22 protein-coding genes are annotated in these 23,004 nt (G+C 61.7%); 5 read left to right on the forward strand and 17 right to left on the reverse strand.

The genetic code is table 11. The features are described from left to right. Nucleotides 1-10: 10 nt before the first annotated feature. The 9 genes from BM344_RS11760 to BM344_RS11800 all read right to left on the reverse strand — a co-directional run bounded on the left by BM344_RS11760 (nt 11) and on the right by BM344_RS11800 (nt 8,144). A complete protein-coding gene (locus BM344_RS11760) occupies nt 11-1,219 on the reverse strand; it encodes an ammonium transporter (RefSeq protein WP_091989962.1) in 1,209 nt (402 codons plus the stop codon). 221 nt (nt 1,220-1,440) lie between these two features. Then, nucleotides 1,441-2,355 carry a flagellar motor protein MotB gene (locus BM344_RS11765; RefSeq protein ID WP_091989965.1) on the reverse strand — a complete coding sequence of 305 codons (915 nt, stop codon included), beginning with the start codon at nt 2,353-2,355 and terminating at the stop codon, nt 1,441-1,443. Nucleotides 2,356-2,357: 2 nt separating this feature from the next. Continuing rightward, nucleotides 2,358-3,134 (reverse strand): flagellar motor protein PomA, encoded by a 777-nt coding sequence (pomA, locus tag BM344_RS11770; RefSeq protein ID WP_091989967.1) that lies wholly within the window; start codon nt 3,132-3,134, stop codon nt 2,358-2,360. Nucleotides 3,135-3,201: 67 nt separating this feature from the next. Continuing rightward, complete coding sequence (locus tag BM344_RS11775) at nt 3,202-3,621, reverse strand: YkvA family protein (RefSeq protein WP_091989970.1); 420 nt, start codon at nt 3,619-3,621, stop codon at nt 3,202-3,204. An 87-nt stretch (nt 3,622-3,708) separates the two neighbouring features. Further along, complete coding sequence (locus tag BM344_RS11780) at nt 3,709-3,966, reverse strand: TIGR03643 family protein (protein WP_091989973.1); 258 nt, start codon at nt 3,964-3,966, stop codon at nt 3,709-3,711. Between the two features lie 69 nt (nt 3,967-4,035). After that, on the reverse strand, nt 4,036-4,629 hold the full coding sequence (locus tag BM344_RS11785) for a tRNA-uridine aminocarboxypropyltransferase (protein ID WP_228143610.1): 594 nt from the start codon (nt 4,627-4,629) through the stop codon (nt 4,036-4,038). Between the two features lie 6 nt (nt 4,630-4,635). Then, complete coding sequence (locus BM344_RS11790; protein WP_091989975.1) at nt 4,636-6,297, reverse strand: phytoene desaturase family protein; 1,662 nt, start codon at nt 6,295-6,297, stop codon at nt 4,636-4,638. Then, a complete protein-coding gene (locus tag BM344_RS11795; protein ID WP_091989978.1) occupies nt 6,297-6,794 on the reverse strand; it encodes a DUF6231 family protein in 498 nt (165 codons plus the stop codon). Before BM344_RS11795 ends, BM344_RS11790 begins: the two co-directional genes overlap by 1 nt. A gap of 27 nt (nt 6,795-6,821) precedes the next feature. After that, the gene (locus tag BM344_RS11800; protein WP_091989980.1) at nt 6,822-8,144 is read right to left on the reverse strand and encodes a DASH family cryptochrome; all 1,323 of its coding nucleotides are present in this window, start codon (nt 8,142-8,144) and stop codon (nt 6,822-6,824) included. 164 nt (nt 8,145-8,308) lie between these two features. Here BM344_RS11800 and BM344_RS11805 point away from each other — a divergent pair, with 164 nt between their 5' ends. Beyond that, nucleotides 8,309-9,421, forward strand: a complete 1,113-nt coding sequence (locus BM344_RS11805) for an S-(hydroxymethyl)glutathione dehydrogenase/class III alcohol dehydrogenase (RefSeq protein ID WP_091989983.1) — start codon at nt 8,309-8,311, stop codon at nt 9,419-9,421. 28 nt (nt 9,422-9,449) lie between these two features. Here the strand turns inward: BM344_RS11805 and BM344_RS11810 are convergent, their stop codons facing one another. From BM344_RS11810 to BM344_RS11820, 3 genes are all read right to left on the reverse strand, one after another. Then, a complete protein-coding gene (locus BM344_RS11810) occupies nt 9,450-10,475 on the reverse strand; it encodes a peptidoglycan -binding protein (RefSeq protein WP_091989986.1) in 1,026 nt (341 codons plus the stop codon). Further along, the gene (locus BM344_RS11815) at nt 10,472-11,200 is read right to left on the reverse strand and encodes a MotA/TolQ/ExbB proton channel family protein (protein ID WP_091989989.1); all 729 of its coding nucleotides are present in this window, start codon (nt 11,198-11,200) and stop codon (nt 10,472-10,474) included. The genes BM344_RS11810 and BM344_RS11815 overlap by 4 nt, the downstream gene beginning before the upstream one ends. 181 nt (nt 11,201-11,381) lie before the next feature. Then, nucleotides 11,382-12,065, reverse strand: a complete 684-nt coding sequence (locus tag BM344_RS11820) for a type 1 glutamine amidotransferase domain-containing protein (protein ID WP_091989992.1) — start codon at nt 12,063-12,065, stop codon at nt 11,382-11,384. Between the two features lie 191 nt (nt 12,066-12,256). On the opposite strand from BM344_RS11820, the gene BM344_RS11825 reads away from it, so the two are divergent. From BM344_RS11825 to BM344_RS11840, 4 genes are all read left to right on the forward strand, one after another. Beyond that, entirely contained in the window at nt 12,257-13,009 is a 753-nt protein-coding gene (locus BM344_RS11825; RefSeq protein ID WP_091989995.1) for a substrate-binding periplasmic protein, read from the forward strand. Nucleotides 13,010-13,065: 56 nt separating this feature from the next. Continuing rightward, nucleotides 13,066-14,388 carry a ribonuclease J gene (locus BM344_RS11830; RefSeq protein WP_228143611.1) on the forward strand — a complete coding sequence of 441 codons (1,323 nt, stop codon included), beginning with the start codon at nt 13,066-13,068 and terminating at the stop codon, nt 14,386-14,388. Between the two features lie 45 nt (nt 14,389-14,433). Then, nucleotides 14,434-16,698 (forward strand): putative bifunctional diguanylate cyclase/phosphodiesterase, encoded by a 2,265-nt coding sequence (locus BM344_RS11835; protein WP_091990000.1) that lies wholly within the window; start codon nt 14,434-14,436, stop codon nt 16,696-16,698. Nucleotides 16,699-16,768: 70 nt separating this feature from the next. Beyond that, nucleotides 16,769-17,194, forward strand: a complete 426-nt coding sequence (locus BM344_RS11840; protein ID WP_091990002.1) for a hotdog fold thioesterase — start codon at nt 16,769-16,771, stop codon at nt 17,192-17,194. Nucleotides 17,195-17,204: 10 nt separating this feature from the next. On the opposite strand, the gene pelG is transcribed toward BM344_RS11840, so the two are convergent. The 5 genes from pelG to BM344_RS11865 are packed head-to-tail and all read right to left on the reverse strand — an operon-like array spanning nt 17,205 to nt 22,992. After that, nucleotides 17,205-18,581, reverse strand: coding sequence for an exopolysaccharide Pel transporter PelG (gene pelG / locus BM344_RS11845; protein ID WP_091990005.1), 1,377 nt, complete (start codon nt 18,579-18,581; stop codon nt 17,205-17,207). Further along, entirely contained in the window at nt 18,581-20,089 is a 1,509-nt protein-coding gene (gene pelF, locus BM344_RS11850) for a GT4 family glycosyltransferase PelF (protein ID WP_091990007.1), read from the reverse strand. Before pelF ends, pelG begins: the two co-directional genes overlap by 1 nt. Then, nucleotides 20,086-21,072 carry a HEAT repeat domain-containing protein gene (locus BM344_RS11855; protein WP_091990010.1) on the reverse strand — a complete coding sequence of 329 codons (987 nt, stop codon included), beginning with the start codon at nt 21,070-21,072 and terminating at the stop codon, nt 20,086-20,088. The genes pelF and BM344_RS11855 overlap by 4 nt, the downstream gene beginning before the upstream one ends. Beyond that, a complete protein-coding gene (locus tag BM344_RS11860; protein WP_091990012.1) occupies nt 21,069-22,412 on the reverse strand; it encodes a PelD GGDEF domain-containing protein in 1,344 nt (447 codons plus the stop codon). The genes BM344_RS11855 and BM344_RS11860 overlap by 4 nt, the downstream gene beginning before the upstream one ends. Before the next feature lie 4 nt (nt 22,413-22,416). Next, nucleotides 22,417-22,992: a hypothetical protein gene (locus BM344_RS11865; RefSeq protein WP_091990015.1), complete on the reverse strand. Its 576-nt coding sequence runs from the start codon at nt 22,990-22,992 to the stop codon at nt 22,417-22,419. Nucleotides 22,993-23,004 lie beyond the last annotated feature (12 nt).

Raw genomic sequence — 23,004 nt, forward strand, 5'->3', positions numbered from 1 at the left:
GGATGACTGCTTACTCGACGGCATTGGCACCAATGCGGTGAATGCTCAGATCGGCACCGTTGAACTCTTCCTCTTCGGTCAGGCGCAGGCCAGAGATTGCGCTGATCACGCCGTACACGATCAGACCTCCCACGAAGGCCACCAGCACACCGGCAATGGAGCCGAGGATCTGGGACATCAGGCTGACCCCGCCAAGACCGCCCAGGGCTTCCTGACCGAAGATACCGCAGGCGATGGCGCCCCAGACGCCGCAGACACCGTGGAGTGGCCACACACCGAGCACGTCGTCCAGGCGTTCGATTTTGGCCTGGGCCCATTCAAACAGGTACACGAAGATGGCGCCGGCCACGCCGCCCGTGATCAGCGCACCGACCGGGTGCATCAGATCGGAGCCCGCGCATACCGCCACCAGACCGGCCAGGGGCCCGTTATGGATAAAGCCCGGGTCCTTTCGGCCCAGCAGCATGGATACCAGGATGCCGCCGACCATCGCCATCAGGCTGTTGACCGCCACCAGTCCGCTGATGCCGTCGAGGGTTTGCGCGGACATCACGTTGAAGCCGAACCAGCCGACCGTGAGAATCCAGGCGCCGAGGGCCAGGAACGGAATGTTGGAGGGCGCAAACGCGACCACACGGCCATTCCGATAACGGCCATTGCGGGCGCCCAGCATGAGCACCGCGGCCAGGGCAATCCAGCCACCGACGGCGTGCACCACAACAGAGCCGGCAAAATCGTGGAAGGATGCACCAAACTGGTTCTCCAGCCAGGACTGGAAACCGTAGTTGCCATTCCAGATCAGACCTTCAAAGAACGGGTACACGAAGGCCACGATCAGTCCGGAGGCAATCAGCATGGGGTAGAACTTGGCACGTTCGGCGATACCACCGGAAACGATGGCCGGAATGGCCGCCGCAAACGTCATGAGGAAGAAGAACTTGACCAGTTCATAGCCGTTCGATGCGGTGAGTTCGGCCGCTCCTGTCATGAAATGGCTGCCGTAGGCAATGTAGTAGCCGATGAAGAAGTAGGCCACGGCGGAAACGCCAAAGTCGGTCATGATCTTCACCAGGGCATTGACCTGGTTCTTGTGACGGACGGTGCCCACTTCCAGGAAGGCAAAGCCGGCATGCATGGCCAGCACCATGATGGCGCCGATGAGGATGAACAGCGTGTTGGCGCTTTCGGTCAGGGTATGTACTGCACTCGTGATGTCCACGGGTTTTCGCTCCTGATGTTGTGTTTTCGGCCTCTTTCGGGCCTTTTGATGGGGTTGTGCATTGTTGGAGGGCATGCAAAGCAAGAGCTGTTCCAAAACAATGCATTTCAAGAGCGGAAAGGGCCTTGGAGGAAATGGTGGAGGTTGCCGGGGCGGTTTCTGTGGTTTTTTTGCACTAAACAAGTGCGTACCGGGTCAGTGCGCACCAAAATGGTCGGTTTTTACCAGTTGATGTCGCCGGAGGCCGGCGCCGACTCAATGCGAATCTCGGACGACCCCTTGGTCGATTCGGCATCAATCAATTCGCGTAGCTGAATTTCCCGTTCCTGGAGCGGGCCGGACAGGTCGATGATGATCTCCACTCGCCGGTTCTTGGCGCGATTTTCCGGTGAGGTGTTGGGCACCCGGGGCTCGGTATCAGCCAGTCCAGTCACCTTCAGCCGGGTGGGTTCAACCTGATCCCGGGCCACGAGGACGTTGGCGACCGCAGCTGCGCGGGCGGCCGATAGATCCCAGTTGCTGTAGAACCGGTCGGTGCGGATCGGCACGTTGTCCGTATGGCCCTCGATGGTCAGGTCCCCCGGAATGCCCTCGATGACTTCCGCCATGTCCAGCAGCAGACCTTCGAATTCCCAGGTCAGCTCAGCGGAGCCCGATGGGAAAGAGCCTTTTTCCTCGACCCGAATCACGATTCGGCGCTGATCCTCGCTGACGTTGATACGACCATCGGCAATCGCGGGCTCCAGCACCTGGAGAATGTCATCCATGGTTTCCTGCATCTGCTCGTCCATGGCCGCCTCTACCGCAACATCGGTGGGGCTTTTCAGGGTCTGCAGTTCGGGGGCTTCCTCGGTGGTGGTCTGTTTGACCTCGTTGACCAAGGTCGGCTCCGGTGGCGCAGGCGAGAACTTGTCGAAGATCGGGCTGGTGCCCTTGGGGATTTCCAGGGCAGGCACATCGCGCTGCACGCCAAACGCCTTGGACAGCTCGCCGGCAATCTGCTTGAACTTCTGGGCGTCGATCTCCGAGAAGGAGAGCAGCAGCACGAAGAAGCACATCAGCAGCGACATAAGGTCTGCAAAGGTGACCACCCAGGCCGGTATGCCCGGTTTTTCCTCTTCTGGCAGTTCGTCCATGGCTAGCCGCTGGCGGTTTCCGCCTCTCCGTTTTTCTCCCTCTCTTTGGGCGGCAGATAGCTGGAGAGCATCTGTTCGATGATTCGGGGGTTGGTGCCTTCCTGGATGGCCACGAGGGCGTCGATGTACAGGGACTGCAGTCGCGCTTCCTCGGTCATGCGCAGGGACAGTTTGTCGGCGATCGGTGTGGCGATCATGGTAGCGATCATGGCGCCGTAGAGGGTGGTCAACAGGGCAACGGCCATGGCCGGGCCGATGGACTTCGGGTCTTCCATGTTCGACAGCATCTGCACCAGGCCGACCAGTGTGCCGATCATGCCCATGGCAGGAGCCACGTCGGCCATGGCCTGGAATACCTTGGCGCCGGATCGGTTGTGGTCGAGGGTCATCAGCCGCTCTTTGCTCAACAACTGCTTGATGGTTTTGCCCGTCTGGCCGTCCACCAGCATCTGGATGCCCTGGCCCAGGAAAGGTGTGCTGACTTCCCGACCTTCAAGCCCGAGCACGCCCTGTTTGCGGGCGACCTGCGCCACGTCCACCAGTTCCTCGATGCTGGCCTGGGTTTCCGGAAGTTTGAATTTGAAGGCCCGGGCAGCCGCTTTGAAAGCGCCAAAAAACTGGGCAAAGCTGAACTTGGCGAGAACCACCAGCAGCGTGCCACCGACCACGATCAGCAGCGAGGGCGGATTGATAAACACGGACGGAGACGTGCCGAGAATAACCGCCGATGCGATGATCAGAATGGCGCCGACAAGGCCTATGAGAGTGGCAAAATCCACAGGAACTCCAGGGGCTGAACGGGGGTTTCGGTGAGGCGGCTGAGATTACCGCCAGTTCAGAAATTAATCAATCTGTGCTGGCCACCGGCTCCGGTTCTACCTGATGCTCTTTCCAGGCCGCGTATCGGTGCAGATCCGATTCCACCAGCTTCAGGCACAGTGCCACCACGCCGGCATCGTCGATAAAGCCGAATCCAAGAATCAGGTCGGGAATGAAATCCAGAGGATTCAGAACATACAGCAGCGCACCCGCCACCGCGGCGATGGTTTTCCAGGGAACGCTCCGGTAGTTGCCGTACCAGTAATCCCGGATCATCGAAAACATGAGCCGGATATCGGCCCCGAAGCGCTTGAGCTTGCCGCTGCCCTTCACCTTTTCCTCAATGGCGCGCTGGCGCTCCAGCAGTTTCTCCAGGTCTTGCCGGTGCACCCGGTCGGCTTCTGCCTTGAGCTGCTTTTCGGCGTTCTTACGGCTGAACAATGCCATGGATGAAGGTTCCTTCTCGTTCTCTTGGCCTGCGGATATCAATCGCCATGATCGCGCACTGGCGCAACATTTGCCAACAGCGGCGCGCTAGCGGTGCTTGTACTGGGTGGGGCAGTAGCCCCGACTGACCCCCGCCGGGCGCAGCAGCCTGTGCTTGGTGGAACGGCCGGTCACCCGCTTACGCCAGAGCCGGAAGCTGGAGGGCTTGAGTTCCCGGCGCATGAGCTGGATTACCGATTTCTCCGGCAAGCCGTAAAGCTGTTCGATTGCCTCGAAGGGCGTTCGATCTTCCCAGGCCATCTCAATGATGCGGGAGAGGTCGGCTGGGTCGAAGTCTGTGGTCATCGGCTGGTCCCCGTGTATTACCCGTGGGCTTTTACGCCGTAACCGGGCCGTCGTCTCACCGGCCAGGGGTTATCGATAGTACTTGTGCAGTCGTGCTGGAATCTGCGCGAGCTGGCGGTCGACCAGTGCCTCCATGGCCCGGAATACAGGGCCGGTGTCCAGGTCGGGCTCCACCCGGTTGAGCAGGTAGGCGGCGGCTTCGGCCGTGGCCAGATGACCTTCGCCGGGGGCCTTCCGGATTGCATATACGGAGCTGGGCGGGTTGGCGAAGTGGAAACGGGGCAGCGCTGCCAGCGCCGGATTCTGGTAAAGGATTCTGGCGGCCTTACGCCAGGTGCCATCGAGCAGGATCCAGTGCCGGATATCGCCGATATCGGCCGTTTCCAGTTCCTGGCTATCGGGGCCGGGGAACAGCAGCGCCGAGGCACGCGTGTCATTGAGCGGATCAAACCCCGCCTGGCGGAAGTCGTCGGGCGTTTCGCCCACAAACACCCCCAGGCGGCTCAGGCATTGAGTGAGTATGCGCACGGTGCCCTTGGCGTGAGCAACTTCGGACGGATGTTGCAGCACGGTGAGCTCTGTCCTGTTGGCAATCAGCGCGCAATCGGCGCAGACACAGATCGCCGCATGTACGCCGCAGCGGAGACAGATCGGTCTTGGCAAGGCCGACTACCCCACGAAAATGCGTTTGGCCAGACCAGCGCCGCGCCAGCCCCGGATTGCCAGGGTGGTCACCAGGCCACCGATCATCGCGCCCACCACACCGCAGGTGAGCACGTCCTGGCCGGTCAGGTAGAGGCCGGGGATGTCGGTTTTTGGCCTCAGCCAGTCCTGCTCGAAGCGCTCGGGGTTGTGGTCCAGGCCGTAGAGTTCGCCCCGGCCGTAACGACAGAACCAGGCGGTGGAAAGAGGGGTGGAGGTTTCCACGTAATCCACCTTGCCCCGTAGCTGGGGCAGCTTCTGGTACATGACGTCCAGAAGCTGGTTGGTGATGGTCTCTTTCAGCGCCTCATAATCGTCACCCCGCTTGCCCCAGGTGGTGCCCTGCCAGGGCTCGAACATCTCCCAGGTGGTGGGTGCCACAATCTCGATGGTGGAGGTGCCGGGCCAGCGGTTCTGGTAGTCCGGATCCTTGGCGGCCGGGAACGAGATGTACACCACCGGAAACTCCGAGTGGTGAGGATCGGCGAGAAAACGCTGTACATTGCCGTCGTGGTCGGCGCTGGGGTAGATCCAGAAATTGGTCCGGGGCAGCCCCAGCTGCTCGGGGGTGCCTTTCAGACCGATGTACAGGCCGATATGAGGCATGGACGGAATGATATGCCGGCGTTTCTCCAGGTAGCCGGCCTGCGCTGCCACGTCTGCGGGCAGCAGATTTTCAAAGGTGTTGATCACGCCGGCGTTGCTGATCACCAGCGGTGCCCCGATCTCCTCGCCGTCGGCCATGCGCACGCCGGTGGCCCGGCCTTTCTCGACCAGGATGTCGGTGACATCGGCGTAGGTGAACACCTCACCACCGGGTTTCTGGATAACCGGAATGATGGTGTTGGCGATTTCCGAGGCGCCTCCGACCGGATAAAAGCCGCCGTAGAGGTAGTGCTTGGCGATCAGTGCGTGCACCATGAAGCTGGACTGCTTCGGTGTTACTCCGCAGTCGCCCCACTGGCCGGTGATCGCGCCAATCAGCTCCTCATTATCGGTGAGTTCGCTCAGCACGTCCCAGGTGGTTCTGTTGAAGCAATCCGGCAGGGCCAGGTCCAGCCCCTTGTGGACCACCGGGCTGAGGATGCCGGGTGTCAGCTTTGAGAGGGTATACCACTGCATGCCATCGGCCACCTTGCCCAGCAAGGCCAGGTACTGATCTATGGCCTCCCGCTCCTCGGGGAAGGCAGAGATCAGCGAATGCCTCAGGCCTTCTTTACCGGCACGCAGGTTGACCACTTTCTCACCCAGGAAAAACCGGTCGTAATTTTCGTCCATGGGCGCCCATTTGAGCTTGCCATCCGTGATGTAGTCGAACAGTCGGCGGCCCAGGGTGTGGGGCGAGCCCATGTCGCCAATGTAGTGAACGCCCACGTCCCACTCGTAGCCGTTACGGGCGTAACTGTGGGTATAGCCGCCGGCGGTGTAGTGTTGCTCCAGCACCAGCACCTTTTTACCTGCTTTGGCCAGGCAGGCGGCGGTGGTGAGGCCGCCAATGCCAGAGCCGATCACGATGGCGTCGTAGGGGCCTTTGAGGCGGTTGGCCCGATAGCGGGTGCCAATGCGGAGGGTGCTGGGTTTCAGGCTTTTCGGTTTTGTCGCCACGCTGTTTTCGTTCACCTCGCTCATTACCACCAGGCCTTGCCCCACATTTCCGGGTTGGCCCAGTTCTCGGGGTTATTCCAGGCCCGCTTGTGGTTGTAGGAATCCAGATTATAGGTGTAGAGCGTCAGGGGTCCGTGATCGTTGTCCAGTTCCGCATGGCGCCGGAAACCGAGGCCGATAAAGTCGGTAAAAGCCCAGTCGGGCGTTTCCGCCACCAGCACGGCGATCTGGTGGGTGCCGTAGTTCCTGAGCTGGCCCAGGAGCAGGGCGCCTTCGTCGTGGGGCAGGTGTTCCAGGGTTCCGGTAATCAGGGCCAGGTCGACCACGTGCGGCAGGGGCAGATGGGCGTTCGGATCGTGGCTGTCGAGGGTGTGCCGCCGCACGTCCGGGCGGTGATCCTGCCATACGCTCGCCACCTCATTGGCCAGCCAGCCGCAGCTCAGCACCGCGCCCGGTGCGCAGGTGTCAATGATGCGGGCAAGGGTCTCCCGTGCCGTGGGGACTGATTCGATTTCCGCCATAACGATCGTTCCATTCTGCTGATCGGTTTAGAGGGGCCAGTCGGCGGCGTCCACGGTGTGCAGGCCAACGGGCTGTTCCGAATGCCCGCCCCACCGGTCCACAAACGTGCCTGCGGGATCGTACTGTTGCGCCTGCTTTTCCAGGTTGAACTGCCGCAGGCCCCTCGGGTCGGCACCCACGCCGGCCAGATACTGCCAATTGCCGTAGTTGCTTGCTACATCATAGTCGATCAATTGCTCTTCAAACCATGCGGCGCCATAGCGCCAGTCCAGGCCAAGCTCGTTCACGAAACAGCTGGCTACCAGTTGGCGGGCCCGGTTGCTCATGTAACCGGTTTCCCGAAGCTGGTTCATGGCGGCGTTCACGAGGGGGTATTCGGTGTTGCCCTGGCACCAGGCCTTGAAACGATGGCCGTAGAAGGTGCCGTGGCGGTGTTTTCGCTGCACCCCGTCCCGGCGGAACAGGTTGGCGCCGTGCCGCAGGGCATACCAGAAAAAATACTCGCGCCACAGCAGTTCGAACCAGAGCCAGTAGGTGGACTCGTTTTTCGTCTCCCTCGCTTCGTACTCTGTGATGGTCTCGGCCACCTCCCGCACCGACAGGCAGCCGTTGGCCAGCCAGGGCGAGAACTTGGAGGACGCATCCCAGGTGTCCAGGGCGTTGCGGGTTTCCTTGTAGCGATCAATGCAGTGGCTTTCGAAGGTGAACTGCTGCAACCGCTCCAGGCCAGCGGCCTCCCCGCCCATGAACTGCAGCGGATGCACCGGTTCGGCGATGGCCGGGCAGTCGCCACGGTTGTCCTCGGGAAAGCCCGGCGGCGGAGGGAGTGCTGTCAGGGTGCGGATGCGCAGGCGTTCTGAGCAACGCTCGCCGGCCTTCTCCACCTGTTTGCGGAACTGGGAAAAGGTGTCCGGCAGATCCTGCAGAGCCATGGGCAGGGACTGCTCGGTAAACAGGCTGAGGGTTTCGAACTGCTGGAACAGAGTATCCGGCAGGCGCTCCTTGATGGTCTGCCACTGCGAGTACTCCTGGGTGCCCGGCAGGCGCGAGCGGATAACCCGCTGGATCTGATGCCCATGAACCAGCTCCGGGATCACCCGCTCGGGCTCCCCGAAAGCAATATGCAGCCGCTGACCCAGGGGCCGGAGGCTGCGCTCCAGCGCCATCAGGCTTTGCCACAGGAAGCGCCAGCGGTGATCGCCCATGGCCCTGCTTTGCAGCGGACCGGGCCCGAACCAGCGCGGGTCCACAATAAACGCACACAGCAGAATGTCGGATTTGGAGGCGGCCAGCAGGGCGGCGTTGTCGTGCAGGCGCAGATCGCGCGTAAACCAGTAAAGCGAACGCAACGTAATGGCTCCTTTCATAAACTCGTTTAACCAATGATACGTGCCGGTTCCGGAAAAGATTTCGGCGCCCACGCGCCGGTCAGTTCGTCTAGAATGGACGAACAGCCGAGCCAGTAAGGCACTAAACCCGCGAACACAGGCCCAAATTCAACAGGAGTCCGACCGTGATCAAATCCCGTGCTGCGGTGGCGTTTGAAGCCAACAAACCGCTGGAAATCGTCGAAGTGGATGTCGCCCCGCCCAAAGAAGGTGAGGTCCTGGTGCGCATCGTTGCCACCGGCGTGTGCCATACCGACGCCTATACCCTCTCCGGTGCCGATCCGGAGGGCCTGTTCCCGACCATCCTCGGCCATGAGGGCGGTGGCATTGTCGAGGCCGTGGGCCCCGGCGTGAAAAATCTGGAAGTGGGGGATCATGTGATTCCGCTCTACACCGCCGAGTGTGGCGAGTGCAAGTTCTGCACCTCCGGCAAGACCAACCTGTGCGGCGCGGTTCGGGCTACCCAGGGCAAGGGCGTGATGCCGGACGGCACCTCCCGCTTCTCCTACCAGGGCAAGCCGCTGTACCACTACATGGGTTGCTCCACCTTCTCCGAGTACACCGTGTTGCCCGAGATCTCCCTGGCCAAGATCCCCAAGGAAGCGCCCCTTGAGAAGGTGTGCCTGCTCGGTTGTGGCGTAACCACCGGCATCGGTGCGGTGATGAACACGGCCAAGGTGGAAGAGGGCGCAACCGTCGCGATCTTTGGTCTGGGCGGTATCGGCCTGGCTGCCATCATTGGTGCCACCATGGCCAAGGCTGGCCGGATCATCGCCATTGATATCAACCCGGGCAAATTCGACATCGCCAAACAGCTGGGCGCCACCGACGTGATCAACCCGAACGACTACGACAAGCCGATCCAGGAAGTGATCATCGAGATGACCGACGGCGGCGTGGACTACTCGTTCGAGTGTATCGGCAACGTGAAGGTGATGCGCGCCGCGCTTGAGTGCTGCCATAAAGGCTGGGGTGAGTCCATCATCATCGGTGTGGCCGGTGCCGGCGAGGAAATCAGTACCCGCCCGTTCCAGCTGGTGACTGGTCGCGTCTGGAAAGGCTCAGCGTTCGGTGGCGTGAAAGGCCGCACCGAGCTGCCGGGCTATGTGGAAAAAGCCGAGAAAGGCGAGATTCCCCTGGATGTGTTCATTACCCATGAGATGCCCTTGGAAGACATCAACAAGGCGTTTGATTTGATGCATGAGGGCAAGAGTATTCGGTCGGTTATTCATTTTTGAGGGCCAGAGGGGCCCAGAAGCAGGACCCCTACCGATCCGTCAACTTCAACTCAATCCGCCGGTTCCGCTGCAGCGCCTCCGGCGAGGTACCCTCGGCAACCGGGAAGAATTCCCCAAAGCCCGCGGCCACCATGCGTCGCTCCGGCACGCCCTGGGCGGCCAGATAGCGCACCACGGCCACGGCCCGGGCGGTGGACAGTTCCCAGTTTGACGGGAACCGGGGCGTGTTGATGGGCAGGATGTCGGTGTGGCCGTCGATCCGGAGAATCCAGTCCACGTCGTCGGGAATCCGGTCAGCCACGTCGAGCAGGATATCGGCCAGTTTGTCCAGCTCGCGTCGGCCTGCTTCGCCCAGCTTGGCGGAGCCGGATGCAAACAGCAGTTCCGAGGGCAGCAGGAAGCGGTCGCCCACGACCCGCACGTTCTCGTTGCCGGCAAGAATGTCTCGCAGGCGGGCAAAGAATTCGGACTGGTACTTCTCCAACTGGTTGACCCTTTCGGCCAGCAGCGTGTTCAGGCGTCGGCTCACCTGCTCCAGTTCCTGCTCTTTATCGGCGGTCATCTGCTCCTGCAGCTTGAGCGCGGACGTAATCTGACGCAGCTGCTCCCGCAGTGACGCAATCTGGTTCGATAACCTCAGGATCATCGCCTGCTGGCTGGCCGACATCTCGTCCTGCTCATCCATGGACTCTTCCATGCTGGCGATGCGCTCTGATTGGGCGTCGGCCATGGCAGACTGGCGCATCAGCTGTTCGCGGGTGGATTCCAGCTGACTCACCAGGCTGCTGTTGCGCTCCTGCAGGCTGCTCAGCTGGTTCTCCAGCGCTTCGCTCCGGTTTTCCTCCAGCCCCAGAAGCTCGGAAAGCTCGTCCAGCTGGGCATTCAGGCGGGCCAGCTGGGTGTCCCGATCAGACAGGGTCTGTGACAGGTACAGCTGGCTCACCACGTACACCAGCAGCATGAAAATCACCAGCATCAGCAAGGCCGAGAGAGCATCCACATACCCGGGCCAGACATTGGTGGTGCTGCGGGAGCGGCGCCGGGATCCGATCATGACAGGTCTTTCTCTGTGTCAACACGATCAACCAGGTTGGTGACGCCGGTGAGCCACTCCTCCAGGCCATCATAGAAGCGGTTCTGGGCGTGGCCGGCCTGGATATCCAGGAAGCCGAGGATCAGCGAACCGCCGAGGCCTAGCAGGGAGGAACTGAAGGCCGTGCCCATGCCCTGCAGAGGGGTCAGCAACCCCTGCTGGAGCTCGGCGAACACCTTGCCGAAATCTTCCTGGCTCATGTCCAGGCCCGTGATCACCTGGCCCACGGAGTTGATGGTGCCCAGCAACCCCCAGAAGGTGCCCAGCAGGCCCAGGAAGACCAGCAGACTGATGAAATAGCGGGTGATCTCCCGTTGCTCGTCCATGCGCGAGTGGATGCCGTCGAGCACGGTGCGCAACGACAGGGTGGAGAGGGTGAAGCGATCCCGTTTGGCGTCCTCGCCCAGCTGGCGGGCCAGGGGCTTGAGCAGTCGGGGCTCCTGCACCACCGACAACCCGGCGTGGCCGGTTCGGAATTGGGCAATCCACTTGAGCTCGGGGAACAAAACAAACACTTGCCGGTAGGTCAGGGCGATTCCCACAATCAGCACGCACACGATCAGCAGGTTGAATACCCAGTTGGCCATGAAGGCCTCGATCAGCGGCTTGTGAATCAGCGCGCCGACAACCATGACGACGCCCAGAAACAGTGTCATCCAGAACAGGGTATGTTTGGGGTTGCTCATGCCTGTGGCCCGTTTTTTTGAGAGGTTCCTCAAAACGTTAGCACAGATAGCACGGGTCGTCGGGGCAGTAACGGAAGTTTAATTGCAGAAGGCGGGGGGCTGGTTTGCAGGATTCAAAACTGAGGCAAGGACAGACCGATGCGTCGGTCTGTCCCTGGTTGCGGGCAGTGTCAGGCCGGCATCAGGCGCCTTGGAGGGCCTGAACGACGGCTTTCGCTGCTCCTTCGGATGAGGCGGGGTTCTGCCCGGTAATCAGCTTGCCGTCCACCACAATGTGCGGTGCCCAGTCCTCGCCCCGGGTATAGGTGGCGGTGTTCTGCTTGAGCATGTCTTCGAGCAGGAAAGGCACCACCTTGTCGAGGCCCACGGCTTCTTCCTCACTGTTGCTGAAGCCGGTCACTTCGCGGCCCCCCACAATGTTCTGGCCGGGCTTCACTTCCACGTTCTTGAACACGGCCGGCGCGTGGCACACAGCTCCGATCACCTTGTCCTGCTCGTAGGCGGTCTTGATCAGGGCAATGGATTTCTGGTCGTTCGCCAGATCCCAGAGCGGGCCGTGGCCGCCGGGGTAGAAGATGGCGTCGAAATCGTTCATGTCCACGTCCGCCAGTTTTTTGGTGCTGGCCAGGGATTCTTTCGCGTGAGCGTCTTGCTGGAACCGGCGGGTGGATTCGGTCAGCGCGTCGTCCGCCTCGCTGTTCGGATCCACCGGTGGTTGACCGCCCTTCGGGCTGGCGATGGTGATGTCGGCACCCGCGTCCTTGAACACGTAATACGGAGATGTGAATTCCTCAAGCCAGAAGCCGGTTTTGTGGCCGGTATCGCCCATCTGGTCGTGGGATGTGAGAACCATCAGAATCTTCATGTGTTCCGTCCTCTTGGCTAAACAGTGGATGACTTGCACGGCTCTTGATGTGAAAAACCTTGTGCCGCCGGTGACTGAATTCAACCGTGGTTACGTAAATCCGGGAGCGACGGATCTTGAAGCGGCTATACTTGAGGCGTCGGGTCGGTCTTGCTAACAATACATGAAGAACTCGAACAAGGATGGCGTGCATGCGAGTGTTAATGGGTGCCCTGATCTTTGCTCTGGGCCTGCCGGGATGGGCCCAGCAGGGTACGGAAACAGTGGAGGCGCTGACGGTCACCGTGGGTGCCAACCATGCCCCTCCTTACCGGATCCTGGAAGGCGGCAAGGCTACCGGTTTGTACATTGATATCTTCGAGGAAATTGCCGATCGCCTGGGATGGGACGTGAACTACCGGGAGGCTCCGTTCCGTCGTGTCCTTCGGATGGTCCAGCAGGGCCAGGTGGATATCATGCTGGGCCCTCTGGAAACCGAGGACCGGACCCGCACGATGGAGTTTGTGGCGCCGGCTTTCCCGCCCGAGCGAAGGTTGTTTTTCTACATGGAAGACCGCCACCGAATTGAAGGCTATTCCGATCTCTACGGTCGGGCGATCGGTGTGCTGGAGGGCGCCTCCTACTTTCCGCGTTTTGACAATGACCCGAAGCTACTCAAGGAGTCGGCGCCCCGCTACGAAAACCTCATGCTCATGATGCAGAAGGGCCGGGTGGACGTGGTGATTGCGCCCGAACTCGTGGGGCTTTACACCGTCCAGAAGCTCGGCATGGACGTGAGCGTCTCGCCTTTCTTTGTGCCTGGCGAGCGTTCTTACATCGCGGTGAGCAGAACTTCACCGGCCCTCCGTTATGCAGACGACATCCGGGCTGCCCTGAAACTCATCGAAATGGAAGGCATCCACGAAGATCTGGTGCTGAAATACCTGGAAAACCCGATTAAATGACTCCGGAACAAGCAGATCTCTGGTTCCTGCCGTTAGGGGGTACCGGAGAAATTGGCATGAATCTCAATCTGTATGGGCACGACGGGGCCTGGCTGATGGTGGACTGCGGCGTCACCTTTCCCAAACCGGGTCGCGTCGCGGCGGATGGCACCGTCCACCACCGGGGTGAGCCGCCCGTACAGATGGCCGATCCGGCGTTCATCGCGGATCGCCGCGACCGCCTGGCGGGGCTGATCATCACGCACGGTCACGAAGATCATGTGGGTGCGGTGCCCTACCTCTGGCCGCTGTTGCAATGTCCTATTTATACCAGTCGATTCACGGCCGAGATTCTCAAACGCAAACTGGCGGAATTCGATCTGCTGCACAGGGTGCCCATCATCGAAGTGGACACCGGCGAGTGCCGCCAGATCGGTCCTTTCAATGTACAGTGGCTGGCCCTCACCCACTCCATTCCCGATCCCAATGCCCTGATGATTCGCACCGGGCAGGGGAATATCTTCCACAGCGGCGACTGGAAACTGGATGACGAGCCCCTGGTTGGCCATGGGTATTCTCCGAACACCTTCACTACGCTGGCCCGCGAGGGCGTGGCCGCCATGGTGTGTGATTCCACCAATGCCACAGTACCGGGCCACTCGATCTCCGAGGCGACGTTGCACAGGGGGCTGTCAGAGGCGGTGGCCCGTGCGGAGGGTCGCGTGGTGGTGACCTGTTTTGGCAGCAACATCGCCCGGCTGCACACCCTTGCCCGGATTGCCCGGCAGACTGGCCGTTACATGGGGCTGCTCGGCCGGTCGCTGGTCAACATGACCAACGCGGCCCGGGCGGCGGGACTCTGGGAGAGCGGTGACCAGCTGATCCAGCCCTCGCACCTGGGCTATCTGCCCCGCCATGAGGTGCTGGCTGTCGCCACAGGCAGCCAGGGTGAGCCGAGAACCGCCCTGCGCCGGCTGGCCGCAGGTAATCATCCGGATTTTGAGCTGGAGGCTGGCGATACCGTCATCTTCAGCGCCCGGGCCATTCCCGGTAACGAGGAATCGATTGAGGCCCTGATCCGCAACCTGAAAGCCCTGGGCGTGAACGTCATTACCGCGGAAGACGCCGAGTGGCCCATCCATGCATCCGGTCACCCGGCGCAGGCGGAACTGGCGCTGATGTACCAGTGGATTGAGCCGCGCATTGCCATTCCGGTCCATGGCGAAGCTGAGCACATGGAGGCCCATGCGGACATTGCCCGGTCCCAGGGTGTGCCCAGGGCCATGGTCGGTCGCAACGGTGACCTGTTCATGATCCGCCCGGTGCCGGGGATCCGGCGGCAGGTCGTCGAGACTGGCCGGCTCGGTTGGCAAAAAGAAGAACTGATACGAGTTGACTAGCCCGGAGTATTAAAAGGATAGCACTTGCGGAAGGAGTCCGAAGGCATGGCACACCGAAAAGCAAATCGAACTGATCTTGTTTGCCGGATGGCACTGGCGTTAGCGCAGGCCCCCATAGAAAAACTGGGCCAGGCGCTCGATCAGGTGATTGGGGACATCACCAGGGACTTTCTCGCTGATCGGGGTTTCCTGCTGGTGCTGGACGATGCCACCCAGACGGTGTCGGTCACCCATGAAGCCTGCGTCGAGGGCATCGCCTCCCTGAGCGACGGCGTCCGCAACCGGCCCTGGGACGAATTTGCGCCGCTGTGGCAGGCCCTCGAAGCCCGGAACATTGTCTCCGCCAGCACGCCCGATGGGCTCGTCGGTGGTCCGGGAGACATCCGCAATGAGGATTCGGTGGCGGCGAGTACGCAGATACGAGTGGCTATCGTGCTGGAAGGCAAACTCGCGGCGGTTCTGGGTCTGGATTACCTGGATGCCAGCGACCGGGCACCCGGGGAAGGAGACCGCGCCACACTCGAACCGTTGGCCGCAGTGCTCGGGGCGTCCTTGCATCGGCAGATCCTGGCGCACAGGAACGAGCGCTTCGAACACAGTCTCTTCCGCTACTCCGGTCAGTTCCCCGGGGTGATCTTCCAGTTCCGCATGTACCCGGATGGCCGGGTGTGTTTCCCCTTCATCAGCCGCAAGGTGGAGGACATGTTCGGCCTGCCGGTGGAGACCCTGCGGCCGGATGCGCGGGCCTTGCTGGAACTGATCGCCGACGACGACAAGGCGGACTTCTTCACGCAGGTGCAGCATTCCCGTCGGGACATGAGCCCGTTCGAGACGGATTTCCGCGCCATCAAGAAGGACGGCAGCGTGGCATGGATTGAGGCCCGCTCCGTACCTGCGATGCTGGCGGATCAAAGCATCGTCTGGCACGGCTATTTCTACGATGTAACCGACCGCAAACGCTCGGAAACCGAGATCGAGCAGTTGGCCTTCTATGACCCCTTGACCAACTTGCCCAACCGCCGGTTGCTCCGGGACCGGCTGGCCCAGGCGCTTTCGGGCAGCAACCGCGACCGGGAGCATGGCGCGCTGGTGTTCATAGATCTGGACAATTTCAAGGACATCAACGACACCGCCGGGCACCAGGTGGGCGACGGACTGCTGGTGCAGGTGGCCCGGCGCCTGGAAGGCGTGGTGCGGGAGTGGGATACCGTTGCGCGCCTGGGCGGTGACGAGTTCGTACTCATTCTCAAGGGTTTTTCCGAAGACCCGGCCGACGCGGCCACCAAAGTGGAGAAGGTCTGCGAGAAGGTCCGGGACGTGCTCAGTCAGCCCTACCGGCTTGATGGATGCGATTACACGGGCTCTGCCAGCATGGGGGTGACGCTGTTCTTCAACCACGATACCTCCCTGGAAGAGCTGCTGAGCCAGGCGGATATGGCCATGTTTCGGGCCAAGGCGGATGGCCGGGACCGAATCCGCTTCTACGACGGCATGATGCAGAGGAAGGTGGCGGAGCGACTGGCCATGGAGTCGGATCTTCGCAGCGCCATCCGGAAAAACCAGCTGGACGTGTATTACCAGATACTGGTGGACCAGAAGGGTGTACCCGAGGGTGCTGAAGCGCTGCTTCGCTGGACGCGCCCCGGCAAGGGCCCGGTGTCTCCGGCTGAATTCATTCCGCTGGCAGAGGAAACCGGCCTGATCGAACCGATCGGTTACTGGGTCATGGAGGAGGTGATGGCGCAGGTTGCCCGCTGGCAGGCCCTAGGCGATCCCTTCGCCCGTCTGCAGGTGTCCATCAACGTCAGCGCCCGGCAGTTTCATCTCCCTTCCTTCTGCACAAGGGTGATGGGGCTGCTCCGTAAAACCGGCGCATCACCGCGACGGTTGAAGATTGAGATTACCGAGAGTGCCCTGGCTTACGACCTCGAGCTGGTGGAGCAGACGCTGAGAACACTCAGGAGCATGGGGCTTCGGATTTCGCTGGACGATTTTGGGACCGGCTACTCCTCACTGGGCTATCTCAAACGCCTGTCGCTGGACGAGCTGAAAATAGACCAGGGGTTTGTCCGGGACATCCTCGACGATCCGAATGATGCCGCCATCGCCGAAACCATCCTCGCCCTCGCATCCGCCCTGAAACTGTCTGCGGTTGCAGAGGGTGTCGAGAGCCGGGGGCAGCTCGAACGGCTGGTCGCCATGGGATGCCCACACTTCCAGGGGTATTTTTTCGGCCGGCCGGTGCCGGCCTCGGAGTTCGAGCTGCAGGTAACCAAAGCAGCCTCAGCACGACAGAAAAAGTCTTGGTAGTTCGCATCCTACCTGTATACACTCGCCTACAGACAGCGTTCGTTTCAACCGACAATGAGGCAGCTTCTGAATGGCGATCTGGACCCGAACCCCGAACCTGGAGCAACTGGCAAAAGCCAGTGAGAACACCGCCGTCAGCCACCTGGGAATCGAGTATCTCGAGATCGGCGACGACTTCGTGAAGGGCCGCATGCCAGTGGATGAGCGTACGGTACAGCCCTTCGGTATCCTGCACGGTGGCGCCTCGGTGTTGCTCGCAGAAACCCTGGGCAGTATGGCTGCCAACTGCTGTCTGAAAGATCCCGAGACGGTCGCCGTGGGCCTGGATATCAACGCCAATCACATCCGCCCGGTGACCGGGGGCTGGGTATACGGTACCGCCCGCCCCATCCACATTGGCAGTGCCACCCAGGTTTGGGAAATCCTGCTGGAAAACGAAGCGGGCAAGACCACCTGCATTTCCCGCCTCACCATGGCGGTCACCAAACGACCCTGAGGCGCGAGCCTTAACGGCCCTGCAACATGAAGGTTTCGTACTCCAGCCGGTCGAACTTTCGGGACAGCAGGGCCAGGCCTGCAAGGGCGGACACCAGAGTTGCGCCGGCGTAGCCGTAGCCGTAGAAGGCCGCCCCCAGTTCTATGGTGGTGAAGGTAAACAGGATGTTGGTGGCAAAGAACAGCACGCAGAGGCTGACGTTGATGCCCCGGGCATCCAGGTAGAACAGCACGTTCTGTATGGCTAGCAGGATGAGCTGGATGCTCACCGCCACCAGGTCGATGTAGAACAGCGGTAGATAGAGCGTGGAAATGCCGATGGCGGCGAGGAGCTGTTCGCCCCAGAGGAACAGGATGATCACCGTCAGCCCCTGAACCTTGCAGATCTCGTAAATCCCATTGCGTGCCACCAGTACCATGTCATTGCGAAAACCGCTGATCCGTGCCAGGGTGTCGCCGTCCCGAACGGCGTTGTAGAAGCGGTCGTAGGCTTCCGAAAAGTCCGTTTCCATGCGCACCAGAAACACCGCCATGCCCGGAATAATGGCCAGGTAGGCGAGAAAGATGGGCAGGTCGTAGATGACCGACGCGCGCAGGGCGCCGATGATAGGCTGGGAGGTGTCCGGGTGAAACCAGAAAATGAACTTGTCCGCCCAGACTGCGGCATTGAACAGCAGCCCGGTGAAAATCAGCGTGGGAAAGATCTGCCGGCGGCGGGTGAAGTCGAAGCGTATCAGTTCGTCGCCGGGGTACTGGCGGATAATGGTGTAGAAAAAGCTGAAGAACAGCAGGCTGTGGCCCAGCAGCAGCCCCGCCAGCAGACCTTTCAGGCCAAACCGGGCAAATAGCAGCGACGCCGTGATGGCGGTGGCGTAGCCCAGCGCAAAAATCACCACGATCCGGCGGTAGGACTTCATGCTGGAGAGGAAGATGGTCACCGGCCACAGGTTACAGAGCACCACGAAGTTGGCGAGCATCAGCAGTTTGTATAGGTTGCTGGTGCCGGGAAAAAGCAACAGTACCGCTGGTAGGCCCACGGCCAGCGCAAGCAATGTCGACATCCAGATGACGCCCATCAGGTTGGGCAGGATCCGCCCCCGGTTCTGCTCATAGAGCCGGTCTGCCACCCAGCGGGTGAAGACATGCTGGAACAGGCCCGACAGCGTCAGCGACACCGCCATCAGATAGGTCACCGAGACCAGGAACTGCACGACATCGGATCCTGCCACCGCGAGATTGAAGCTGACGATACCGATGAGCATGACGCCCAGCACCGACAGCACCCAGGGTCCCGAGCTGATCACGCCGGCCAGACCATAGGCGCCGAGCAGTCCGGTAAAGCTGTCGCGCTTCAGAATCCGGCGCAGTTCAAAGCCAATGCCCGCCATCAGTGACGATCCTCCATTACCCGAAGTGCCTTGTCATAAACCTCCCGGTAGGCGCCAAACATACTCTCCAGGGTGTAGTAACGCTGCACCCGTTCGAGGCCGGCCTTCTGGGCCTGGTACCAGAGCCGTTCATCTAGCAGCAGGCGGATGGCTTCCCGGGCGGTGGCCTCGGGGTCGGCAATGGGCACCACCGAGCCGCTGCGGCCCAGGGCCTGGTCTTCCGGTGACATGCCTTCCAGCAGTTCGCGGCACGCGCCCACGTCGGTGGCCAGGCAGGGCAGGCCGGCGGCGTGGGCTTCCAGGATTACCAGCGGCAGTGCCTCGGAAATCGACGTCAGTACCATCAGGCCCAGCTTTGGCAGGATGTCGTTGACGTTCTGGAACCCCAGAAACCGCACCTGCCCTTCAAGACCCAGGCTTTCAACCAGCTCGCGGCACTCGGACACGTAGACCGGGTCCTCGTCCTCGGGCCCGACAATCCAGCCTTCGGCATCCGGTACCACCTCGCACACGGAGCGCATGGCCCGGATGAACGTCTTGATGTCCTTGATCGGCACCACCCGGCCCACCAGGCCGAGGACCTTCGGGATAGCCTCGGGGCGTGCGGCCCGGGCGGCCTCGAAACGTGTGGGGTCGATACCGTTGGGGATGATCCGGGTGCGCTCCGGTTCCGCGCCGTCGGCCAGTTGGCGGTCGCGATTGCCCCGGTAGAGGGACACAATAGGGTCAGCCTGCTGATAGGTCAGTCGGCCCAGGGCCTCGAAAAACCGGATCCAGAGTCGGCGTATGTAGCCCAGCTGGTCGTTGATGTTGGCACTGACCTGATCGCTGGGATCACGAATCCACTCCGCCTGCGACAGGTCAATCTTACGCTCCTTGGTGTAGATGCCATGTTCGCTCAGCGCGAAGGGAATGCCCCGCTGCTCACTGACCATGGCTCCCAGAAGCCCGGCGTAGCCGGTGGATATGCTGTGCACCATGCCGGTGTCAGGCAGTTTGCGGGCAATGTCAGCCAGCTGGAACAGCGGCGAATGCATGATCCGGATGGTCCAGAAGTAATCGACGAACGAGGGTTCGGTGCAGAATTTCTGGTAACTGTCACCAATCATTGCCCAGCTTTCTTCGCTGTACAGGAAGTCCTCGTGGCTGATGCCCTTGCGGGTGCCGAGGCTTCGGAACACCTCGTGCAGGACATCCGGCGGCACCCGCGTGCCCGCCCGGAACTTGTCATGGAGCGCGCGCTGGTGGCGAAACGCCTCGGCATTGCCACGGCGGGCGGTGGGCTTGTGTGGCGCCCGGGTATCCATGAGGTAGTGGCATTCAAGGTGCTTTACGTTCTCCGGCAAGCGGTACTGCTGCTCGCCGTAGTGGGCCGGGTCGCCGCCCAGAAAAACCAGTGAGAAACTGTAGTCGGGCAATCCGGTAATGATCTGGTGAACCCAGGACGACACGCCACCCCGAATGAACGGGTAAGTACCTTCCAGCAGCAGGGTAATGTCCGTCTTCATAGCCAGCCCTCGATCAGCGTCCGGAGCCTCGGGTGTGGACGATGGCGTGCCAGGCTGGCGAGAAAGTAACGAACCCGCTGGAAGTCTCGCTCCAGAAAGGCCACTTCTGCCAGGTACGGGAGAATCAGTTCCTGGGGTGCGCCTTTCTCCACCGCGAAGTCGAAGGCGCGTTTGGCGGCAATAATGTTGCCCATATCCAGCTCAATACGTCCAAGAAGCCGCCAGTCGTTGTGCATGGAGAATCGGTCGGTCAACTCCTGCAGCAGGCGGCGGGCGCTGGTCAGGTAATAGCTTCGCAGGCTTCCCTGGGCGAGCCCGAGGTAGGCCATTTCCCACCAGACCTGGGCCAGGCGGCGTTTCAGTCTGGGTTCCTCGTCCACCTCGGGGGATTCCAGTTCCAGTTGCAGGCGACGGGCCTGGCTGGCCAGGGCCTTTTCCTTCTGTTCGAGCATCGAGTAGGCCAGCAGCCGGACGTCATCCGCCGGGTCTTTCAGGGCTTCGCGCAGCAGTTCCACGGCGTCCCGCTCCGCCATTTGCCGCGTTGCCAGCAGGGCCTTGAGGCGTTTGTCGATACTGCCTGCCTCCCGGAGGATCTGGCGCAGACCGCCTTCACTGTATATGACCTGCTGATCCATATTGACCGGCTGAAACGGTAGCTCGGGTATTGCCAGTTTCTGCCAGGGCACGTCCCGCTCAACCCGGGGCAGATACAGGGCCATCAGAACACCGGTGAACACGCCAAGGCTGCCGATAAAGGGAATGGCAAACTGCAGGGTGAACAGGAACAGGGCCGGCCTGAGAACCCGGCCCCGATACCGAGGCGGCAGGAGCGGCAGAAGAACCAGGGTCAGCAGGCCGCAGGCCAGGGCGTGGGCAAACAGGTAACCGGCCAGTGCCGGAGCCGCCGGCAACGCCGAGGCCAGTGCGGCTATGCCGCCGGCTTCGAGGGCCAGCGCCAGCAGGGTGAGCCAGGTGCTGGTCACGGTGTATCCACTCCCCTGGCGGTCGTCAGCCAGGCGTTGCCATCGGGGTCGCCGCTGACCATGCCGGTGCGCACCTCGGCCTGCTCGGCGAGAGTCTGGCCGGTGTGCTCCCGGAGGTCCTCGTCCAGTCGCTGCAGATAGGCCGCCTGTCCAAGTTCGTCGGTCAGCGGCAGCAGCAGGGCGAGGCCTTTACCGAGCTCTGCGGGCAGCTCGGCGATTACATCCAGCCCCCTGCGAAGCCGGTGTACCCGTTCAGCGACCCGCTCAAACGGGCCATCCTGAACAACGCCCAGGCGAATCAGCGACGCGGGCAGGCCGTGTTGGGCGGCATCGTGGCTGGATCGGCTCAACTGGAACAGGAAATGACGCCATTCGGCGGTGGCGGCATCGGGCTGTAGTTGCTGCTCCTGAATCATGTCGGCCATGTGTCCTGCCAGAATGGCCAGCAGTCGAAGCGTTCTGGGCTGGAAATTAAAGAATGGCATGGCCTTGATCGCCACCATGCCGATCAGGGTCTGGCGGGAATCAATCAGCGGCAACGCCAGCAGAAGATCGGTGTCCAGATCCGACAGCTTGTCACGGTATTCGGTCTGTATCGACACCAGCTTCTTCTCTTCCACCGCGTGCATGAGCAGCGGGTCGTCTGGCCGAACGTCGTGATAGGCGCCGATGTGGGCAATCGGGGTGTCTGCCAGTCCCGGGCCAACCACCGGATAGATTGCCGCGCTCTGCAACTGGCCGTACCGGATCAGCATGTTCAGGAGCAGCTCACCGGTTTCCTGGGTGAGCCCGGCGCCCCGGGCGTAGGCCGTTTCCTGGTACAGCCTTCGCAACGCTTCCCGAAGACTGCCCGTGCTGCCGGCGATCTGCTGCTCGAGGCGGTCATGGGAGACCTTGAGCAGGTAAAAGTTGCGGGTGAATTCCTCGAGGCGCACCTCCCGGTAACGGTTGCTGGCCTCCAGCTTCTCGAGCCGCCGTCCCCAGAAATCCCGGAATTCACCCGCCAACAGGCTGAAGGCCAGCACGCCGATGCACCAGACGTAGGGAAAGTCGGCAACGGGGGCCAGCCCCACCCGGTAACTCATACCGAGGGCGCCGAGCACCAGAAGGGCCGACACCAGGGCAGTGAAAAAGCCGTAGCGCAGGCCTGCCAGCACCGGTGCCAGGGCAGGCCAGGGGAAATTACCGGTCAGGTAAAAAGGATCTTCCGGCCGGTTCCAGGCCCCGAGGCCCAGAAACAGTGCGGTGACCGCCAGCGTTTCAAGCCAGCGCAGCCATGCCGGGGCCGGCTGGCTCTGGTTATCCTCTGGCTCGTACTGGTTAGCCGGCACTTCGCTCATGGGTTTACTGTCCGCTGCCTGCGGTAAACGGTGCTGCTTCGATCAACGACTGGAGCACTTTGTGACCGGCCACACCCAGACCCTCGCGGCCCCAGCCGGTGCGGGCCGCAGTGCCTGACCAGACCACGGTACTGTCTGCCGGATCTCGGATTTCCAGGGTGATGCTCACCGCCGGTTCCCCGTCCAGGCCGTTCTTGTAACGCCACTCGTCCACCGTGCCCGCCACAATCAGGTCGGCGCCACTTTCCAGTGCCTGTGCTGTGGCCTGCTGCTGGCGTGCCCGGTTGTCATAGGCCAGCGGGTTCTCGTCCGCAGGCAGATACAGTTCCACCTCCGACGCCCCGCGTGCCCGCAGCAGCGCGCTCAGGATGCTGGCTGCCTGGTCTCCGGCCTGGGGTGTCTGGGAGAGGTTGGTAAGGGGAATCACTGCAAACTGGCTGTCCAGTTCAATCGGCGTGGTGCCCTGCTGGCTGTGCATGACCGAGCAGCCCGAGAGCCACACCAGGGCCAGCAGCGATACCAGTGCCAGGCGGGTGCCACGACCGGTGAGTGGAAGGTTCAGAGCGAGTCGAGGGGTCATCACGGGTCTCCT

It is taken from the genome of Marinobacter gudaonensis (genome assembly GCF_900115175.1).
In the GTDB taxonomy this organism is placed as follows: domain Bacteria; phylum Pseudomonadota; class Gammaproteobacteria; order Pseudomonadales; family Oleiphilaceae; genus Marinobacter; species Marinobacter gudaonensis.